We start from the raw sequence: 16,630 nt of genomic DNA on the forward strand, positions 1-16,630 counted from the left end.
CCCCACGAACCCCAGCAACAATACGGGCGAGCGCAGATTCCTATTGTGTGCGGCATACATGATGATGCCCGCCCTACACTGACCGGACAGTTGCCAAGGCCGGTGGGCTTCGTACACCGGCATCCCCACGACGCAGGTTCCTGCAAGCGTTGGCCCGCAAGGGCGGAACCACTCCCAGGCGCGCCCAGGCTCGACTTGCACGCCGCTCCCTACCCATGGGACAGAGCCATCTTCATCCGTTCGCACTCGTCCATGCCGCGCCTGCGGCGCATCTCCCCCACGGTGACTTCCGCCTGCGTGCCGTGCGCAAGGGGGGCGTTTTCATCCCACTCACTTTCAACAAGGAGGATTCATCCACGCCTATCGCTCCTTCATCCTGTAATTCCTCCGTCCGGCCTTCCAGCAGGAAGCAAGACGGATGCCTCATTCGAGGCCCTGGTGTCTCCTGAACACCATGCCCTTGCCCTCACGGGATCTCGTCTAGCGAGTTGGCACCAACACTAACCAATGATTTTCAGGACAACGCAGCAGCAACACCCACCCGCAACGCATCGTCATGAGGCAAACGATGGACGATCTGACCTATACCCTGCGGCAGCTTTGCCACCGCAACCGTGACGGTAGCCACACCACCCAGGCAGACCGCATGCGTTCGCTGACGCTGGTTGCCCGGCAATTACGCGAGGCCGGATTCCGGCAGATGAGGGCCTCGTCGCTCAAAGGCAAGCACGTCCAGGCCCTGCTGGATCGCTGGCAAGGCGAAGGTTTGTCTTCTGGCACCATCAAGAACCGTCTCTCACATATGCGCTGGTGGGCCGAGAAGATCGGCAAGGCTGGCGTCCTGCCGGCAGACAACACGCAGCTTGGCGTGGCCGAGCGCCGTTACGTGACCAACATCAGCAAGGCCCGCGAGCTGGGAACGGGGCTCGATCAGATCACCGATGCCCATGTACGCATGAGCCTGCAACTACAGGCCGCGTTTGGTTTGCGCCGGGAAGAGTCCATCAAGTTCCAGCCGAGCTACGCAGACCGGGGCGATCATCTGGCCCTCAAAGGGCCATGGACGAAAGGCGGGAAAGCTCGAACCGTACCCGTCACCACGCCCGAACAGCGCGAAGTGCTCCAGGCCGCACACCGTCTGGCTGGAGCAGGGTCATTGATCCCGGCACACAAGAGTTTCATCCAGCAGCGACACGTCTACGATGGCCAGTGCAAAAGGGCGGGGCTGAGCTGCATGCATGGCCTTCGGCATCAGTACGCGCAAAGTCGATATGAAGCGTTGACTGGCTGGAAGGCGCCAGCAGCGGGTGGGCCTATGGCCGAGACATTGACTTCTGCGCAACGTGTGCTGGATGCCCATGCACGTCAGACGATCAGCCGGGAGTTAGGGCATGAAAGACCGAAAATCACTGCTGGCTATCTCGGAAGATAGGGCTTCTTTCGATCCAACTTCAAGCCCTGCGCGACTCGATGATGTAATCAAGAAGCATCCTTTGCTGAACCCACCCATGATGGAGAGCCCGAAGGCCACGGTCACCAGGCCGAATGCGATCAACGCATGATGAGCCCGCCATCCACCGAAATGGATTGGCCGGTCACGTAGCTGGAAGCCGAACTGCACAGCCACAGCACGGCGTCTGCAATCTCGTCGGCGCGGCCGTGCCGACGCATGGGAATGCCCTCGACCATGGCGTCCAGGGCTTCCTTCTGGCCCGAGGCGGCCATCTGTTCCGCCATCGGGGTCCAGATCAGGCCGGGGCACACGGCATTGACGCGGATGTTGCGCGTAGCGCATTCCAATGCCGCGCTCTTGGTCAGCCCGAGAACACCGTGCTTTGCGGCATGGTAGGTGCCACGCTCGGCACCGCCGACCAGCCCACCCAGCGACGAGCAGTTGACGATGGCGCCGCTTCCTTGCTGGCGCATGTGCTGCAGTTCGTACTTCATGCACGCCCAGATGCCGCGCAGGTTGACCGAGTTCACACGGTCGAAGTCCTCGACCGTGGCGTCGGCGGTCTCCGCGAGGGCGTTCTGGATGCCGGCATTGTTGAATGCCACGTCCAGGCGGCCGAAGGTGGAGACGGTTTCCTGGACCATCGCTTCGACTTCGCCCAGATCGGCCACGTCGCAGCGGATGCCAATGGCCTTGAATCCAGCCGCTACCAGCTCGTCGGCGGCGGCGCGTGCGCCGTCGCCGTTCACGTCCGCCAGCGCAACGGAAGCGCCAGCCTGTGCGAAGGCCTTGGCGGTCGCCAGGCCGATGCCCGACGCTGCGCCGGTGACGAGTGCCACTTGATTTTCGAAAGAGACGTTCATGATGTCAGTACCTCTGTTGGATATGCGTTTCGGATGACGATGGGGCGATGGGATTGGAATGGCCCGGCTCCAGGGCGCAATACATCGCGCTGTTCCTGGGAGTCACGCCCCTTGGGCCTATGTGCCTGATGCCTTTCCACTCTGCGCAATGGGCACGCGCATGCGATAAACCTTCGCGGCTGTGCCGTGGAACAGCGCAGCCTTCTCATCGGCCGAAGCCGACCGGACGATGTACTTCAGTGCGTTCCACAGCGGCACGAAGCCCGCGGAGCGACCGTCCGGCGGATAGTTGCTTTCCATCAGGCAACGGTCGGCGCCGAACGCCTCGATGGTGGTTTCCACATAGGGGCGCCAGGCCACCGCCAGCTCGCGGTATCCGATGGGGTCCTTGCGCTCCTCGAACCGGAAGCCCCAGAAAGGCATGCCCAGGCCACCCACCTTGCAGTGGATGTTCGGGCGCCGGGCCGCCTCGGTCATCAGCCGGCGGTACTCCCGAAACACTTGTTCCCGTGCCGGCGCGTCCAGGTCCATCGCCATCGCATGGCCGCAGTGGTTCAGCACGATGGTGGTGTTGGGGAACGCATCCGCCAGCTCGATCACCTCCGGCAACTGGTGATGGAAGACCGCCGCGTCGAAGCTCAGACCGCGCCTGGCGAGGTGGGCGAAGGCCGGGCGAAAGCCCGCGCTCTTCATCACGCCGCTCGGCGGCCGGGTCGGAATGAAGCGGTATGGCGCCTCGGACGGGTCTTCGATGGTGACCTGGCGCACACCCCGGAAACGGTCCGGTGCGCGCTCCATCGCCCGGTCCAGCAGTTCGGCCACCTGGTCGCCCAGCCGCAGGTCGGCGTGGCCCACGATGGCGGCGCAGACGCGGCAGCCGTAGCGGCCGCTGTCGCACATCGCGCCGATGCCGTTGGCGAATTCGATCTCGCCGAGCGGGCGCAGCACTTCGGGGCCGTCCGTCCTCGCAAAAGCCAAGGTCTCCACGTACACCGAAGCGACAACCCGATGGCCGGCGCGCGTGTCCGCCAGATAGTCGTCGATCATGTAGCGCAGCCCGGGCCGATCGAACAGGTGGTGGTGCGCGTCGATGATGGGGAGATCCGGCTCCAGGATGGGGTCGTCATGCCCCGCCTGCATCTGACGGTAGTCGCCGGACGACAGCGTTTGAGCGCGTGCCACGGAGAAGGCCACGGGACTGGCGAGCGCGAGTGCGAGCAGATTTCGGCGATTCATGTCATGGCCTCGGCGACAGTCGCAACAATCGGTCCTTCGAGGGGCCTTCCCCTCTTGGGGACCGATTCGTCGTGATCACGTAGAGGTCGCGCCCGACCGGCAGCACGCTTCGGATGCGGTCGCCGGAGCTGAACACGGGCTTGAGCATCCTGGTCTCGTCGTCCACCACCAGCAGTTCGCGCGAACCGAGGGCCGCAACCAGCAGCTCGTCGCCGGCGAACGCGGCGCCTGCTGGCGCCCAGGTGCGGCGGCCTGATTCGATCCAGGCCGGCTCCATGCCGCTGCGCCGCTCGGCGCCCTGGGTCAGCGGCCAGCCGTAGTTCGTGCCCGGCCTGATCCGGTTGATCTCGTCGTGGCCGAACTCGCCGTGCTCGACCACGAACAGCTCGCCGGCCGGATTCCACGCGATGCCCTGCGGATTGCGATGGCCGTAGGAATAGACCAGCGAGCCCGGGAAGGGGTTGTCCTGCGGTGCCCGGCCGTCCAGCGTCATGCGCAGCACCTTGCCGGCCAGGTTGTTTCGGTCCTGCGGCCGCTCGCGGTTGGCCGTCCAGCCGGTAGTCACGTACAGGTGTCCATCTGGCCCGATGGCGATGGCCCCGCCGTTGTAGAGCCGGTGGCCGGGGATGCCCGCCAGCAACACGCGGGTTTCGCGCCAGGCGGTGCCGTCGAACCGCGCCTGGATGACCTTGTTGGTCAGGCCCGCATCGGCCCGGTACGAATGGTAGAAGTAGGCGATGCCACTTTGCGCGAAATCGCGCGACAGCGCCACGCCGAGCAGGCCCGCGCCGCTTTCATCCACGATGGGGTCGGAGGTCTGGAGCGGGTAGCGCTGCTGCCGGCCGTTCTCGATCACGACAATGTTGCCGGCCTTCTCGGTCAGCACGAACCGGTCGCCGGCACGCGCGATGTCCCAGGGATAGTCGAGGCCCTCGCTCACCACCTGCATCGACCAGTCGCCGGGCGTGGTGGCCTGGATGCGCACGGTGCCGGCCGCATCCTGCGCCAGAGCCGCTGGGGCGGCACACACCGACAGCGCCTGGATGCACAGGGCGATGACCAATGGCCTCATGTCAGTGACTCCCTGTCATTCGTTGTTCACAGGTGCTTGCCGAAGAACTCGGCCATCTTGTCCACGGCAGGCGTCACGTACTGCGGCTTGTCGTACAGGTCGAAGTGCGAGGCACCGGGGATGATCATCAGTTCCTTGGGCTGCTGGGCCTTGGCATACGCCGCTTCGCTGAACTTGCGCGTCTCGGCGCGCTCGCCCGCGATCAGCAGCACGGGCCGCGGCGAGATCAGTTCCATGTGTTCCAGCGGGTAGTACGCCATGTGCAGGCCGGGGCTGGTCACGACGAAGCGGTTGCGGGCATTCGGATGCGCACCGCGCGGCGTCAGGTAGTACTCGGTCGCCTCGCGGGTGAAGTTGTCGGTACTGGCATTCACCTGATCGCGCGACGGCAGCAATTGCTGCACCAGCACGGGCGCGCCTGCAGCTTCCTTGTTCAGTTGCTCGTCCACGCTCTGCAGCAGCTTCTGGCGATCCTCGGCCGTGACCGGGAGGCCCTGGATGCCGGTGCGGGTCGCATCCCCAATGTCGTAGGCAACCACGCTGGCCACCGCCTTCACGCGCAGATCGGTCTGGGCCTCGTGCAACGTGTAGCCACCGCCGGCGCAGACGCCGACCGCGCCGATGCGGGTCGCATCGACCTGCGGCAGGCTGGCCAGGTAGCCCACCGCGCTGCGGATGTCCTGCACGCGGTCGGCCGGATCTTCCAGGTCGCGCGGCTCGCCGCCGCTCTCGCCGTAGTGTGAGGCGTCGTAGGCCAACGTGATGAAGCCCTTGCGCGCGAGTTGCTGCGCGTACAGGCCGGAGGTCTGTTCCTTCACGCCGCCCCAGGGGTGCGCGACAACGATCGCCGGGTACATCTTGCTGCTGTCGTAGTTGGCGGGCAAGTAGAGATTGCCGGCCATCTGGATACCGCCGTTGTTGAACGTGACTTTCTGGGAGCCGACCACGTTCACGCCTTGCGCCACGGTGGTGGGTTCGGCGGCGTGCGCAAACGTGGGCATCGCGAACAGGATCGCGGCGGACATCAATGAGTTTTTCAAGATGGACATTTCGATTCCTTCACTGTTTGGAGTCGCGGGGAATGATCCTCACCGTCGCGGCGCGCGAGCGCTCGCCGATCATGTGCTGTAGATACTGGCTTCCCGAATACTTTGTCCGGTAGGCGTCGTCGATGCGGTCGTTGATCGGTCCTGCGACCGGCTCGAAGGAAACCTCTCTTGTCATGCCGGCTGCGACGATTCGGCCCGCCTTCTCGCGTATCGCAGCCTGATGCCACCGAGAGTTGACCCCGTTGTAGGCGCGCACGTAGAGATCGCCATCGACGGCCACGCACCAGATCCACGTGGGCGTGCCATAGGTCACGCCATCCTCGCGGAACGGCGCGATGTGGAGATCGTCGGCTTTGACGATCTTGCTGAGTTCTTCACTTGACCAATTCATTCGTGATTCTCCTGAAGCCTGTGCGGTGGCGGCCTTGCTCGACGGGGGAGCGGCCAGCAGCGCGCTGCCGACCAGCACTGCGGCGGCGCCGAATCCCACAAGACTCCTTCTGCTCATCATCATGTTCGTGGCTCCGGGTTGGCGAAGGGGCGGAAATGCGCGGCCACCTTTCACCATCAGCTTTCGACCTGTTTCTGCTGCGAGGCCGGATAGCGATCGCCCACGATCTGGATCTTGGAGACGGCGGTCTCCAGTTCCTGCACTTCCGCCGGGGTCAGCGCCACTTCGGCGGTGCGCAGGTTCTCGTCCAGGTGGGCCAGCTTGGTGGTGCCGGGAATCGGCACGATCCAGGGGGCCTTCGCCATCATCCAGGCCAGTGCCACCTGCGCGGAGGTGAGCCCCCGGGTTCTGCCGAACGTGTTGAGCACTTCCACCACCGCCAGATTCGCCCGGATGGCTTCCGGCGTGAAACGCGGCAGCGTGTTGCGGTTGTCATTGCCGGAATCAAAGCGCGTGTATTCGGTGATGCCGCCGCCAAGGAATCCTCGGTTGAGCGGGCTGTAGGGCACGAAGCCGATCCCCAATTCCTGGAGCACTGGAAACACCTCTTTTTCCTGGCCGCGCCACATCAGGTGGTATTCGCTCTGCACGGCGGTCACCGGCTGCACGGCATGGGCTCGGCGGATAGTTTGCGCATTGACCTCGCAAAGCCCAAAGCGCCTGACCTTGCCTTCCTGGATCAAATCCTTGACGGTGCCCGCGACGTCCTCGATCGGCACAGCGGGATCGAGACGGTGCTGATAGAACAGTTCGATGGTTTCGACCCGCAGACGCTTGAGCGATTCTTCCGCGACACGCCGAATGTTCTGGGGCGTACTGTCCAGCTCACCCTCGAAGTACTTGCCGTCAACGATGCGGTGCCCGAACTTGGTCGTGATGTTCACCTTGCCCCGGAACGGGTACAGCCCTTCACCGGCCAATTCTTCATTGATCAGAGGACCGTAGATTTGCGCGGTGTCGAACAGCGTGACGCCGCGCTCGGCTGCCTGATGCAGCAGCTCGATCATGGCTTTGCGGTCGGGATGGACGCCGCGGTTGTAGTTCATGCCCATGACGCCGAAGCCCAGGGCGGACACCTCCATGCGGAAGTCGCCTGAACCAAGGGTTCGCTGCTTGGTGATGTTGGGCAGGTCCATGGCATTGCTCCCCGATGAAGTCGTTGTGGCTTGCTGTGCGACGGCCGTTCCCATCATGAGAGGCGTGGCACATACGGCTGCGCTTGCCTTCAGCAGGTCGCGTCGGCTGGAGGAAATTTGCTCGTTCATCAGGTCTGCTCCTTCACTATTCAGGGGACAAAAAGCGTCGTATAGCGACGCGACGATCCAGCCTGCACCAGGCGTTCCCAATTCGGCCGATCGTGACGTTTAGCGCCATGCTGACGCTCATCCGAATCATGCAATCGGGCAACCCATGCGAGAGGCCCATGATGGCTGGGGCGGGTGCTTCTGCGGCGCTTCAATACTCGCTTGCAGGGCTTAGCCTTCCGGGCAGAAGGTCTGCCTTCCTTGGCTGATACTGAACTTTAGGTCGCGCGCCAGACATTGAATAGACGGCAGAATTCGCATACCCCCATAAGTTGCACTCATGAATTGAGGGATGAAGTACGATCGGTTTTCGAGCAAAGATCAGACGAAGCCTGTAAAATGTAGCTCGTCCTATAAAAGAAGTTCATCAATGTCGCGCGACAACTTCAGCGACCTGCTGGCCTTCATCGCCGTAGCGCGCGCTCGCAGCTTCACGCGCGCGGCAGCCCAGCTTCGGGTCACACAACCCGCCCTGAGCTACACCATCCGGACGTTGGAGGAGAAGCTGGGCGTTCGCCTTCTCACGCGCAGCACGCGAGGCGTGTCTCCTACCGAGGCGGGCCAGCGGCTGCTGGATCGTCTCGCGCCGGAGTTCGATGAGATCGAGGCCGAAATCCAGTCGCTCGGCGAGCTTCGGGACGAACCCATGGGAACGATCCGCATCACTGCCATCGACTACGCCATCCGAAGCACGCTGTGGCCTAAGCTGGCGAAGTTCCTGCCGAAGTACCCCAAGATCAAGGTCGAGCTAGTCAACGAGTACGAGAGCGTCGATATCGTTGCGCGCGGCTACGACGCCGGCGTGCGGTTCGGCCAGGAACTGGCCCAGGACATGATTTCAGTGCGGATCGGCCCGGACGTCCGTAACATGGTGGTGGGATCGAAGTCCTATTTCGCGGGGCGCCGGCCACCCAAGACACCGCGCGACCTCACCGATCACGTTTGTATCAACCTGCGCACGTCCACGTATGGCGGCCTCTACGAATGGGAGTTCGCCAAGGGCAAGCGCACCGTGAATGCACGGGTGGATGGAGCGGTCACCTTCAATAACGCCTATGACATTTTCGAGGCGGCCAAGGCTGGCTTCGGGCTGGCCTACCTGCCGGAAGACATGGTTCGTCCCTTGGTGTCAAAGGGACAACTCGTTTCGGTGCTGGAAGACTGGTGTCCGGTATGGCCCGGATTCCACCTCTACTATCCCAATAGACGCCAGCCTTCGCGCGCGATGACCTTGCTGGTCGAAGCCCTGCGCTACAGGTTTTAGCAGCGGAGTACTTGGCATGTCTGGTGAAAATTTTCGCGACATCCTTTCCTTTCTCGCCGTTGCGCGAGAAAGGAGCTTTACCCGCGCGGCGGCCCAATTAGGTGTTTCCCAGTCGGCGCTCAGCCACACCATTCGTGCCTTAGAGATGCGGCTGGGGCTGCGTTTGCTGACCCGCACGACCCGCAGTGTGGCGCCGACAGAGGCAGGCGAGCGCCTGATTCAAAGAGTGGCCCCACGATTCGAGGCGATCACCGAGGAACTGATTGCATTCGAGGAGCTTCGCGACAAGCCCGCCGGGACACTGCGCATCACCGCTTCTGATTTCGCGGCGAACATGATCCTCTGGCCCAAGCTCTCCAAGCTCCAGCCGAAGTATCCCGACGTCAAGATCGAGATCGCGATCGAGCCGGGACTGACCGACATCGTGGCGGAGCGCTTCGACGCCGGTGTTCGTTTCGGCGATCAGATCGCCAAGGACATGACGGCGGTTCGGATTTCGAAGGACATTCGCATGGTGATCGTTGGGGCACCGTCCTATCTGGAAGGACGACCTCTGCCCAAGACCCCATCGGACCTGACCGAGCATGAGTGCATCAATATGCGCTTCTCCGTACGCGGCGGCGTGTACGCCTGGGAACTCAAGAAGGGCACACGAAACTTGCAGGTGCGGGTTGACGGTTCGTGGACATTCAACTGCATCTATCCGGTTGTCGAGGCTGCTCTCGCAGGGTTTGGCCTGGCATACATGCCGGAAGAGCTGGCGCGCCCGCATATAAAAAGCGGCCGACTTCGCGCCGTGCTCAAGGACTGGTGCCCGACTTTTCCTGGTCTCCACATTTTCTTCGCCAATCGGCGTCAATCGTCGTCAGCACTATCCCTGATCGTCGAGGAACTGCGCTACCGGCGCTAGCGCGATCGAGGACAGAGCAGCGTTCCAATTCATGAGTGGCATTTATAGCTGCATGTAGTTTCTATCGTCTAGTCGCGCGAGATCGCTTCAACTACATTTGACAGGAACGCTTTGAGAGAGCAAGCGTTCGCGACATCCTTTCGTCAATCCCGGCTGCCCAAACGCCCCGTTTTAGGCGTCCCCGGCGCGCGACTCGCCACAAGGTCTCAGCACATCGCCTGCCAGGATTGATGAACCCGCCCATGCGGCTGGTGTTGCGAGAGCGGCTGAACGGCTACCGACAAACCTCCCCAACCAGGAAAGCCTTTTATGCATATCCCATTTTTCAGAATTCTCCTGACCGCAACCGCGCTGCAGGCCGCCACGGCCGTTGCTGCCGCACCCCAGGCCGATAGCGCCACATCGGCGCCCGCCCAACAAGAAATCGTGCTTGCAGGCAGTCAGCCCTCGATTTCCGGTCCTACCGAGACTTTCACCGGCCGGGCACGGATCGACCCGCTGTGGTCGGCCAACGAGGACATCAACGCCGCTGGCGCGATGGTCACTTTCGAGCCCGGTGCCCGCTCGGCGTGGCATACCCATCCCTACGGACAGAGGCTGGTGGTGAGTTCGGGTGTCGGGCTTGTTCAGGAGTGGGGCCAGCCCGTCCAGGTCGTTCGTCCTGGCGACGCGATTTGGTGCCCTCCTGGGGTTAAACACTGGCACGGCGCCGCGCCCAAGACCGCCGTGACCTACCTGACCGTCACCGGCACCGTGGATGACAAGAACGTCGATTGGATGGAGAAAGTCACTGATGAGCAATACCATGATCACTAAGCACGAAAAAAAGCGGCCAATGGCGAGTACCTTGGCCGTGGTCGCCCTGGGCCTGAGTCTGTCGGCGTCCCTAAGCTATGCCAGTGCGGATGTGCGGGAGTCCCAAGGAATGAACCGTACACAAGCCACCATACCCAGTGTTTCCGAAACGCTCACTGCCCGACAGCAGGCCATCATCCCCATCGCGGCCTTCGCTGCCGCGGGCGACATGGCGAAGCTGAACGCAGCCCTGAACCAAGGGCTGGATGCCGGCCTGACTGTGAGTGACGCGCAGGAAATCCTGGTGCAACTCTACGCTTACGCCGGATTTCCGCGTAGCCTCAATGCACTGGGCGAACTCATTAATGTGCTGGAGGCGCGCAAGCAGAGCGGCATCCAGGATGCGCCAGGCCAAGAGCCCAGCCGCGCTATCCCGAAGGGTGATGCACTACTGGCCGCTGGTACAGCAAACCAGACCAGACTGGTGGGCGGGCCGGTCCAAGGTCCGTTGTTCGACTTCGCGCCTGCTATTGACGAATACCTCAAGGTCCATCTGTTCGGTGCCATCTTCGAGCGCGACAATCTGGACTGGCAAAGCCGCGAGCTGGCCACGGTGGGCATGCTGTCGACATTGGCGGGCGCCGAGTCGCAGTTGCAGTCGCACATGAGCATGAGCATGAACACGGGCCTCACGGCCAGCCAGTTGCGCCAGCTCGCCCAGGTGTTGGCCGACCGCGTGGATGCCGAACACGCCCGGCGCGCACGCGAGGCGCTGGAGCGGCATCTGGCTACCACGTCGGGAGCCGAATGACTATGCAAGCCACCATGCTCTACGGGCCGCGCGACATCCGCTTCGAGGATCGTCCCGACCCGCAGATTCTCAAGCCCACTGACGCCATCGTGCGTATTGCCGCTGCCTGCGTGTGCGGATCGGACTTGTGGCCGTACCGTGGCATCCAGACCATCACCGAACCCATGCCGATGGGACATGAGTACTGTGGCGTGGTGGAAGAAGTCGGCAGCGAAGTGCGCCACGTCAAGCCGGGCCAGTTCGTTATCGGCTCGTTCTTCGCCTCAGACAATGCCTGCCCGGTATGCCAGCATGGCTATCAGTCGTCCTGCCAGCAGGCTGAGTTTGTCGGCGGTGCTCAAGCACCGCTACTGCGCGTCCCCCTCGCCGACGGCACATTGGTGGCCACGCCGGGCATCCCCTCGGGAGAATTGATTCCGAGTCTGCTGACCGCATCCGATGTGTTGGGCACAGGCTGGTTTGCCGCTGTGGCTGCCAATGTCCAGCGAGGGGTGACAGCCGTTGTCGTTGGTGACGGCGCGGTCGGGCTGCTCGGTGTGCTCTCTGCCAAGCAGATGGGTGCCGAACGGATCATCGCAATGAGTCGTCATCCCTCCCGGCAAAAGCTCGCTCTGGAGTTCGGTGCGACAGACATCGTGACCGAGCGCGGAGAAGATGGCGTGGCGCGCATCATGGAAATGACCAACGGCCTCGGTGCCGACTCTGTTCTGGAGTGTGTTGGCACCCAGGAATCCATGATGCAAGCGATCCACTGCGCTCGCCAAGGGGGGTATGTGGGTTACGTCGGCGTTCCGCACGGTGTCGAGCTCAGCGGCGAAGAACTGTTTTTTGAACACGTTCATCTCCATGGCGGTCCTGCACCGGTGCGTCAATTCCTCCCCAAGTTGATTGACCTGGTTTGGCAGGGAAAGATTAACCCTGGCAAGGTGTTTGATCTGACGCTACCGCTGGATCAGGTAGCGGAGGGCTATCGGGCGATGGACGAACGTCGTGCGATCAAGACCTTGCTGATTCCTTGATGCCCAGCGAACATGGAGCAGACACGTTTCAGGCGTTGCTGCTTCATGAGATAGCTAGAAGAGCCTCAACGAGGGGCTCTGCGCACACCGTGCCAGCCATTCAGGGGTCGCCCCGTTTGGCTTGCGCACCAGGCATTGAGCGGGCGATGGCTAAGACCTGATTAATTGCACGCTGGTCGAGTCATGAGATTTCCTGGGGGGCCGGTGGTAGATAGGGCGTAAGCCTGCGAAACAACCGCATAAAAGGACGTTCTTACTCAAGGAGGCTCACCTGTGGAATTGCGACATCTTCGCTGTTTTGTCGTTCTGGCCGAGGAGTTGCATTTCACACGCGCTGCTGAGCGCTTGCATATTGAACAGCCGCCTCTGTCGCGAGCCATCAAAGAGCTTGAGGAAGAACTGGGTGTGCTGCTTTTCGATCGGAACCGCCGAGGAACCGTGCTGACGGCAGCAGGCGCGACGTTCTTGCAGGACGTTCGCAGGCTGTTCGCCGTTCTGGAGCAGGCGCGAGAAAATGCTAAGGCCGTCGGCTCTGGCTTGCGAGGGAGCATCCGCATCGCCGTCTCGGACGGGGCGATCGATCCTCGGTTGTCGGCTTTTCTGGCCCGTTGCCGCGCAGAGGCGCCCGAGATCGAGATACACCTGTCAGAAGTCTCGTTGACTGAACAGTTGCGCGGATTGCGGGCAGGCGACTTCACGATCGGGTTTGCTCACACCGCAGATGTCGGCGATGGGATTGTTGCGGAACCGATCTGGCAAGACCCATTGGTGCTGGCAGTACCTGCCCGGCACCAACTTCTCGTCCACAAAGAGGTGCCGCTTCACGAACTCGCTTCTCATCCGCTGGTGCTGTGCGACCCGCAGGTATGTAAGGGCTACTGCCGGGAGCTGGGCAGGCTGCTACGCTCACTGGAGCACGAGCCGACCATCGTTGAGCGTGTTGCTTCGCTGGGCATGGTGTTGACACTGGTAGGTGCAGGCTATGGCATTGGTTTCACCACCGCAGCACAAGCAGCGATCTGTCGCCATCCCGACGTCGTGTTCCGGCCTTTGGCAATCGAATCGGCGATCCTTACCACCTACTTGCTGCGGTCCGATAATGGGACCTTGTGGATCCTGATGGAACAGTTCATTGCTCGTCTGCGCACCCAGCGAGACGAATGACTGCCAAATGCCAAAAGGTATCAAGGGAAGGGCTGCAAGGGTCAATGGCCTTATCTGGAAAAGGGAAAAGGAGGATCGCTCACAGCCTGCACTCGTACCAGCTTGAGCTGGTCACAGCGTCTCTTAGCGGGGGCTGATGGCAAGCGTGGACGCGGCATCGGACTCGTTAACTGCCCCTGCACCAGCGCCTTGAGATAGGCTTCAACGGCTTCCATGCTGTCGGGTGACAGAGGCGGCGAGGTCGATGTTCCGGCTGGCTCTCCCTGCTCCCAGCGATCGAGCCGGTCTGCCCAGTCCTGCATCATCATCCGGCGCTGTTCCACATAGGCCGCATGGTTGTACGCCGCTCGGACTTGGTTAGGATCGGCATGCGACAGTTGCACCTCGATCCACTCCTTGCGATAACCCAGTTCGTTGAGTGCCGTGGATAAGGTGGCGCGGATGCCATGACCGGTCAACCGATCGGCGTAGCCCATGCGATGCAACGCACCATTCAGTGTGTTTTCGCTGATACGTTCCTTGAGGTCGCTACGATGGGGCAGCAGATAGCGCTGCGCTGGACGCCGGGCGTGCTCCTGCAGCAGGTGCCGCACGATGGTGATGGCCTGTTGCGGCAACGGCACGATATAGGGCGGAATCGTTTTTCCTTCCCTGCGCAGCTTCACCTGCAACTGCTTGACGATGACGGGCGGAATAATCCACAAGCCTCGCTCCAGGTCGAACTGCTCCGGCACCGCCAGCCGGAGTTCGCCGGTACGAACGCCAGTCACCAGCAATAGGCGCAGGCCCAGCTTGGTGGTTTCCTGGCCGCCATAGGCACGCAGCGCCTGCAGGAACGCCGGCAGCTCTTCCATGCGTAGAAACGGATTGTGCGAAACCGGCGGCTTCGGGGCAGCCACGATATCCAGATCGCTGGCCGGGTTGTAGCGCAGGCCTGTCTCGACCATGGCGTAGCGGAATAGCTGATTGAGCCAGCCCCGGACTTTTTCGGCGGTGGTGAAAGCCTTGCGGCGCTCGATGCGGCGCAGTACGTCGAGAAGGTGGGGATTGTCCACGTCGAAGATGGACATCTGGCCCAGCCAAGGCAGTACATCCTTGGGGAAGATACGGTCGATCTGCGACAGCGTGCTCTGGCGACCGCTCTTTAGGCTGAGTGCCTTGAAGTCCCGCCAGTTCTTGAACACAGCGGCAAAGGTGTGTGAAGGCGCCGCCAGCGCCGCCGCCTTGGTTTGCAGGCGATGGATACGCGGGTCGATGCCCTGGGCGATCTGCGCACGCAGATCATCACGCTGCTCGCGTGCCTGCTTGAGGGACAAATCGGGATAGGCGCCCAGGGCGATACGCTGCTGCCTGCCATGCCACGAGAAGCGGAAGTGCCACTTCTTTGCGCCTTTGCCACTGACGAACAGCAGCAGGCCGCCGGTATCGCTGAGGGTATAGTTATTGTCAGTGATTTTCGCCTGTCGGACGACTGCGTCGGTGAGTGCCATGGGTGCATCTCCTTCTGGTGAGGGAGGTGTACCGCGCTTGTCAGAGGCGACTCAGCAAACAATGCGCACTGTCGCGCACCCGGATTCCATGTACTGATTTATGTACTAGTCCGGCGTGGTTGGCAGTGGATTTCAGCAGAACTTGCTGGATGCTCCACAAGGAGAAAACCCTGTGGAATCAAGGCGCTGCAGACGTTGATGGATGTCTGCAGCGTAAGAATTGGAGCGGGAAACGAGTCTCGAACTCGCGACCTCAACCTTGGCAAGGTTGCGCTCTACCAACTGAGCTATTCCCGCATGTTACGTTCTGGAGGCGCAAGCCGGAATCGAACCGACGTCAACGGATTTGCAGTCCGGTGCATAACCACTCTGCCATTGCGCCGGCAGGCATGTCTATCGACACGCGCACTCGAAAAGAACGCACTTAAAAGGAAGCAGGTAATTCAACTTCCTTCTGGAAAACTCGATCGAAAACCAGGAGAGTGCTGCGCACCCGGCCACGTTTTCGACGGTTTCCGGTGCTGCCCTGAGCAGCGACGAACAAGATTATAGACATGTTTTCAGGGCCCTGCAACTGCCGCCCGGCGACAGCCGGCCAGGCCGGGTGGGCAGGTTTCGCATCATGTTCGGGCGGCAGAGCAGGGCGCCGTGCAGGCATCGAGCGCCTGTGCGGGCTGCTGCGTCCAACGCCAGTCCTCAGCATGCGCCGGTCGGCGAATGTACAGGCGCGAAACGATCACTTGCCCAGCATGATGTGCAGCACGGAGCTGACGGCAGGAGCGATATATCGCTCCGAGCGGTACAACACGCCGAATTCGCGGGTCATGGTGGTTTCGGGCATCTCGATTTCGCGCACGCTCTTGGCCAGTTGTTCCATGTGCAGGTTGCGCCGGGTGATGAAGCTGAGGAGCGTGGTGCTCGAGATGAGCCGGGGAATGAGCGAGATGGCATTGGACTCGATCTGCGCCACGGGCCGCTTCAGGCCGCGCCGTTCGAAGGCCTGTTCGAGCCATTTGCGCGTCGCGCCCGACTTGGACGGCAGCACCCAGCGGTATGCCTGCAGATCCTGCATGGCGATGGCGGGTTGGCGAAAGAGGGGGTGCTCGCGGCTTGCGACCACGACCACATGGTCGATGGCGATCTGCGCGAAATCGCAGGCTTCGGCCGTCTGGGTGTAGGGCGCCAGCACCAGGTCCAGTTCACGTCGAGTCAATGCGCCGGCAAGGTAGTCGTTCATGCCGAGCTCTATCTCGATGGTGATGTCGGGATAGGCCGGCAACAGCCGTTCGGTCAGCACGGGCAGGAGGAATTCCGCCGCGGTGGCCGATACGCCCAGTCTCACATGGCCGGCCACGCCGGAGGCGACGGCGGTGACGTCGCGCCGGGTGGCGTCCAGGCTCTTCAGGATGTCCTGTGCATGCCGCATGAGTGCCTGCCCCGCAGCGGTCAGGGCCAGCCGGCCGTCCTCCCGGGCGAAGAGCGCTGTGCCGAACTCCGCTTCCAGGCGTTGAACGCTCTTGCTGACGGCGGGTTGCGTACGGTGCACGGCCTCGGCGGCGCGACCGAAGTGCCCGAGGCGGGCTACTTGCTCGAAGTACTTGAGGTCTCGCAGTTCCATGGGCCGGCGGTGGGTTATTTATGAATAATATTTATCGTAATCTGATTATTATGAATTAGACAATGAAGGTCATCGGCCGCATGCTGTCGTCGCCGGCGCTTGCGCGTCGGCCCGACCGGCAGGAGGCCGGC

Annotated in this window: 14 protein-coding genes, 2 tRNA genes and 1 pseudogene; 7 read left to right on the top strand and 10 right to left on the bottom strand. The window is 62.2% G+C overall.

Translation table 11 applies throughout. The annotated features are described in order from the left end of the window. Positions 1-568: 568 nt before the first annotated feature. A complete protein-coding gene (locus FOZ76_RS08440; RefSeq protein ID WP_143947711.1) occupies positions 569-1,432 on the top strand; it encodes a phage integrase N-terminal domain-containing protein in 864 nt (287 codons plus the stop codon). A gap of 119 nt (positions 1,433-1,551) precedes the next feature. Here FOZ76_RS08440 and FOZ76_RS08445 read toward each other — a convergent pair whose 3' ends face one another. The 6 genes from FOZ76_RS08445 to FOZ76_RS08470 all read right to left on the bottom strand — a co-directional run bounded on the left by FOZ76_RS08445 (position 1,552) and on the right by FOZ76_RS08470 (position 7,389). Continuing rightward, entirely contained in the window at positions 1,552-2,316 is a 765-nt protein-coding gene (locus tag FOZ76_RS08445) for an SDR family NAD(P)-dependent oxidoreductase (protein WP_143947712.1), read from the bottom strand. A gap of 117 nt (positions 2,317-2,433) precedes the next feature. Further along, entirely contained in the window at positions 2,434-3,552 is a 1,119-nt protein-coding gene (locus tag FOZ76_RS08450; protein WP_143947713.1) for an amidohydrolase family protein, read from the bottom strand. Between the two features lies 1 nt (position 3,553). Further along, on the bottom strand, positions 3,554-4,624 hold the full coding sequence (locus FOZ76_RS08455; protein WP_143947714.1) for a PQQ-dependent sugar dehydrogenase: 1,071 nt from the start codon (positions 4,622-4,624) through the stop codon (positions 3,554-3,556). Between the two features lie 26 nt (positions 4,625-4,650). Further along, positions 4,651-5,673 (bottom strand): alpha/beta hydrolase, encoded by a 1,023-nt coding sequence (locus tag FOZ76_RS08460; protein WP_143947715.1) that lies wholly within the window; start codon positions 5,671-5,673, stop codon positions 4,651-4,653. A 10-nt stretch (positions 5,674-5,683) separates the two neighbouring features. After that, positions 5,684-6,187: a DUF2255 family protein gene (locus FOZ76_RS08465; protein ID WP_246129365.1), complete on the bottom strand. Its 504-nt coding sequence runs from the start codon at positions 6,185-6,187 to the stop codon at positions 5,684-5,686. A gap of 53 nt (positions 6,188-6,240) precedes the next feature. Further along, positions 6,241-7,389 carry an aldo/keto reductase gene (locus tag FOZ76_RS08470; RefSeq protein WP_143947716.1) on the bottom strand — a complete coding sequence of 383 codons (1,149 nt, stop codon included), beginning with the start codon at positions 7,387-7,389 and terminating at the stop codon, positions 6,241-6,243. 409 nt (positions 7,390-7,798) lie between these two features. Between FOZ76_RS08470 and FOZ76_RS08475 the strand changes: the two genes are divergently transcribed. The 6 genes from FOZ76_RS08475 to FOZ76_RS08500 all read left to right on the top strand — a co-directional run bounded on the left by FOZ76_RS08475 (position 7,799) and on the right by FOZ76_RS08500 (position 13,391). Then, positions 7,799-8,692 carry a LysR family transcriptional regulator gene (locus FOZ76_RS08475; protein WP_143947717.1) on the top strand — a complete coding sequence of 298 codons (894 nt, stop codon included), beginning with the start codon at positions 7,799-7,801 and terminating at the stop codon, positions 8,690-8,692. A gap of 16 nt (positions 8,693-8,708) precedes the next feature. Continuing rightward, on the top strand, positions 8,709-9,602 hold the full coding sequence (locus tag FOZ76_RS08480) for a LysR family transcriptional regulator (RefSeq protein ID WP_143947718.1): 894 nt from the start codon (positions 8,709-8,711) through the stop codon (positions 9,600-9,602). A 309-nt stretch (positions 9,603-9,911) separates the two neighbouring features. Continuing rightward, positions 9,912-10,418 (top strand): (R)-mandelonitrile lyase, encoded by a 507-nt coding sequence (locus tag FOZ76_RS08485; protein ID WP_143947719.1) that lies wholly within the window; start codon positions 9,912-9,914, stop codon positions 10,416-10,418. A 109-nt stretch (positions 10,419-10,527) separates the two neighbouring features. Beyond that, positions 10,528-11,208 carry a carboxymuconolactone decarboxylase family protein gene (locus FOZ76_RS08490; protein WP_211366146.1) on the top strand — a complete coding sequence of 227 codons (681 nt, stop codon included), beginning with the start codon at positions 10,528-10,530 and terminating at the stop codon, positions 11,206-11,208. 2 nt (positions 11,209-11,210) lie between these two features. Continuing rightward, positions 11,211-12,227 (top strand): zinc-dependent alcohol dehydrogenase family protein, encoded by a 1,017-nt coding sequence (locus tag FOZ76_RS08495; protein WP_143947721.1) that lies wholly within the window; start codon positions 11,211-11,213, stop codon positions 12,225-12,227. A 273-nt stretch (positions 12,228-12,500) separates the two neighbouring features. Next, a complete protein-coding gene (locus tag FOZ76_RS08500; RefSeq protein ID WP_143947722.1) occupies positions 12,501-13,391 on the top strand; it encodes a LysR family transcriptional regulator in 891 nt (296 codons plus the stop codon). Between the two features lie 242 nt (positions 13,392-13,633). Here FOZ76_RS08500 and FOZ76_RS08505 read toward each other — a convergent pair. From FOZ76_RS08505 to FOZ76_RS08520, 4 genes and pseudogenes are all read right to left on the bottom strand, one after another. After that, positions 13,634-14,881: pseudogene (locus FOZ76_RS08505) on the bottom strand (tyrosine-type recombinase/integrase); the annotation flags it as partial. A 221-nt stretch (positions 14,882-15,102) separates the two neighbouring features. Continuing rightward, a tRNA-Gly gene (locus FOZ76_RS08510) sits at positions 15,103-15,178 on the bottom strand. 11 nt (positions 15,179-15,189) lie between these two features. Continuing rightward, positions 15,190-15,263: transfer RNA gene (locus FOZ76_RS08515), tRNA-Cys, on the bottom strand. A gap of 354 nt (positions 15,264-15,617) precedes the next feature. Next, on the bottom strand, positions 15,618-16,499 hold the full coding sequence (locus FOZ76_RS08520) for a LysR family transcriptional regulator (protein WP_143947724.1): 882 nt from the start codon (positions 16,497-16,499) through the stop codon (positions 15,618-15,620). Between the last annotated feature and the right edge of the window lie 131 nt (positions 16,500-16,630).

Origin of the sequence: Verticiella sediminum (assembly GCF_007558815.1) — a bacterium.
Lineage (GTDB): Bacteria > Pseudomonadota > Gammaproteobacteria > Burkholderiales > Burkholderiaceae_B > Verticiella > Verticiella sediminum.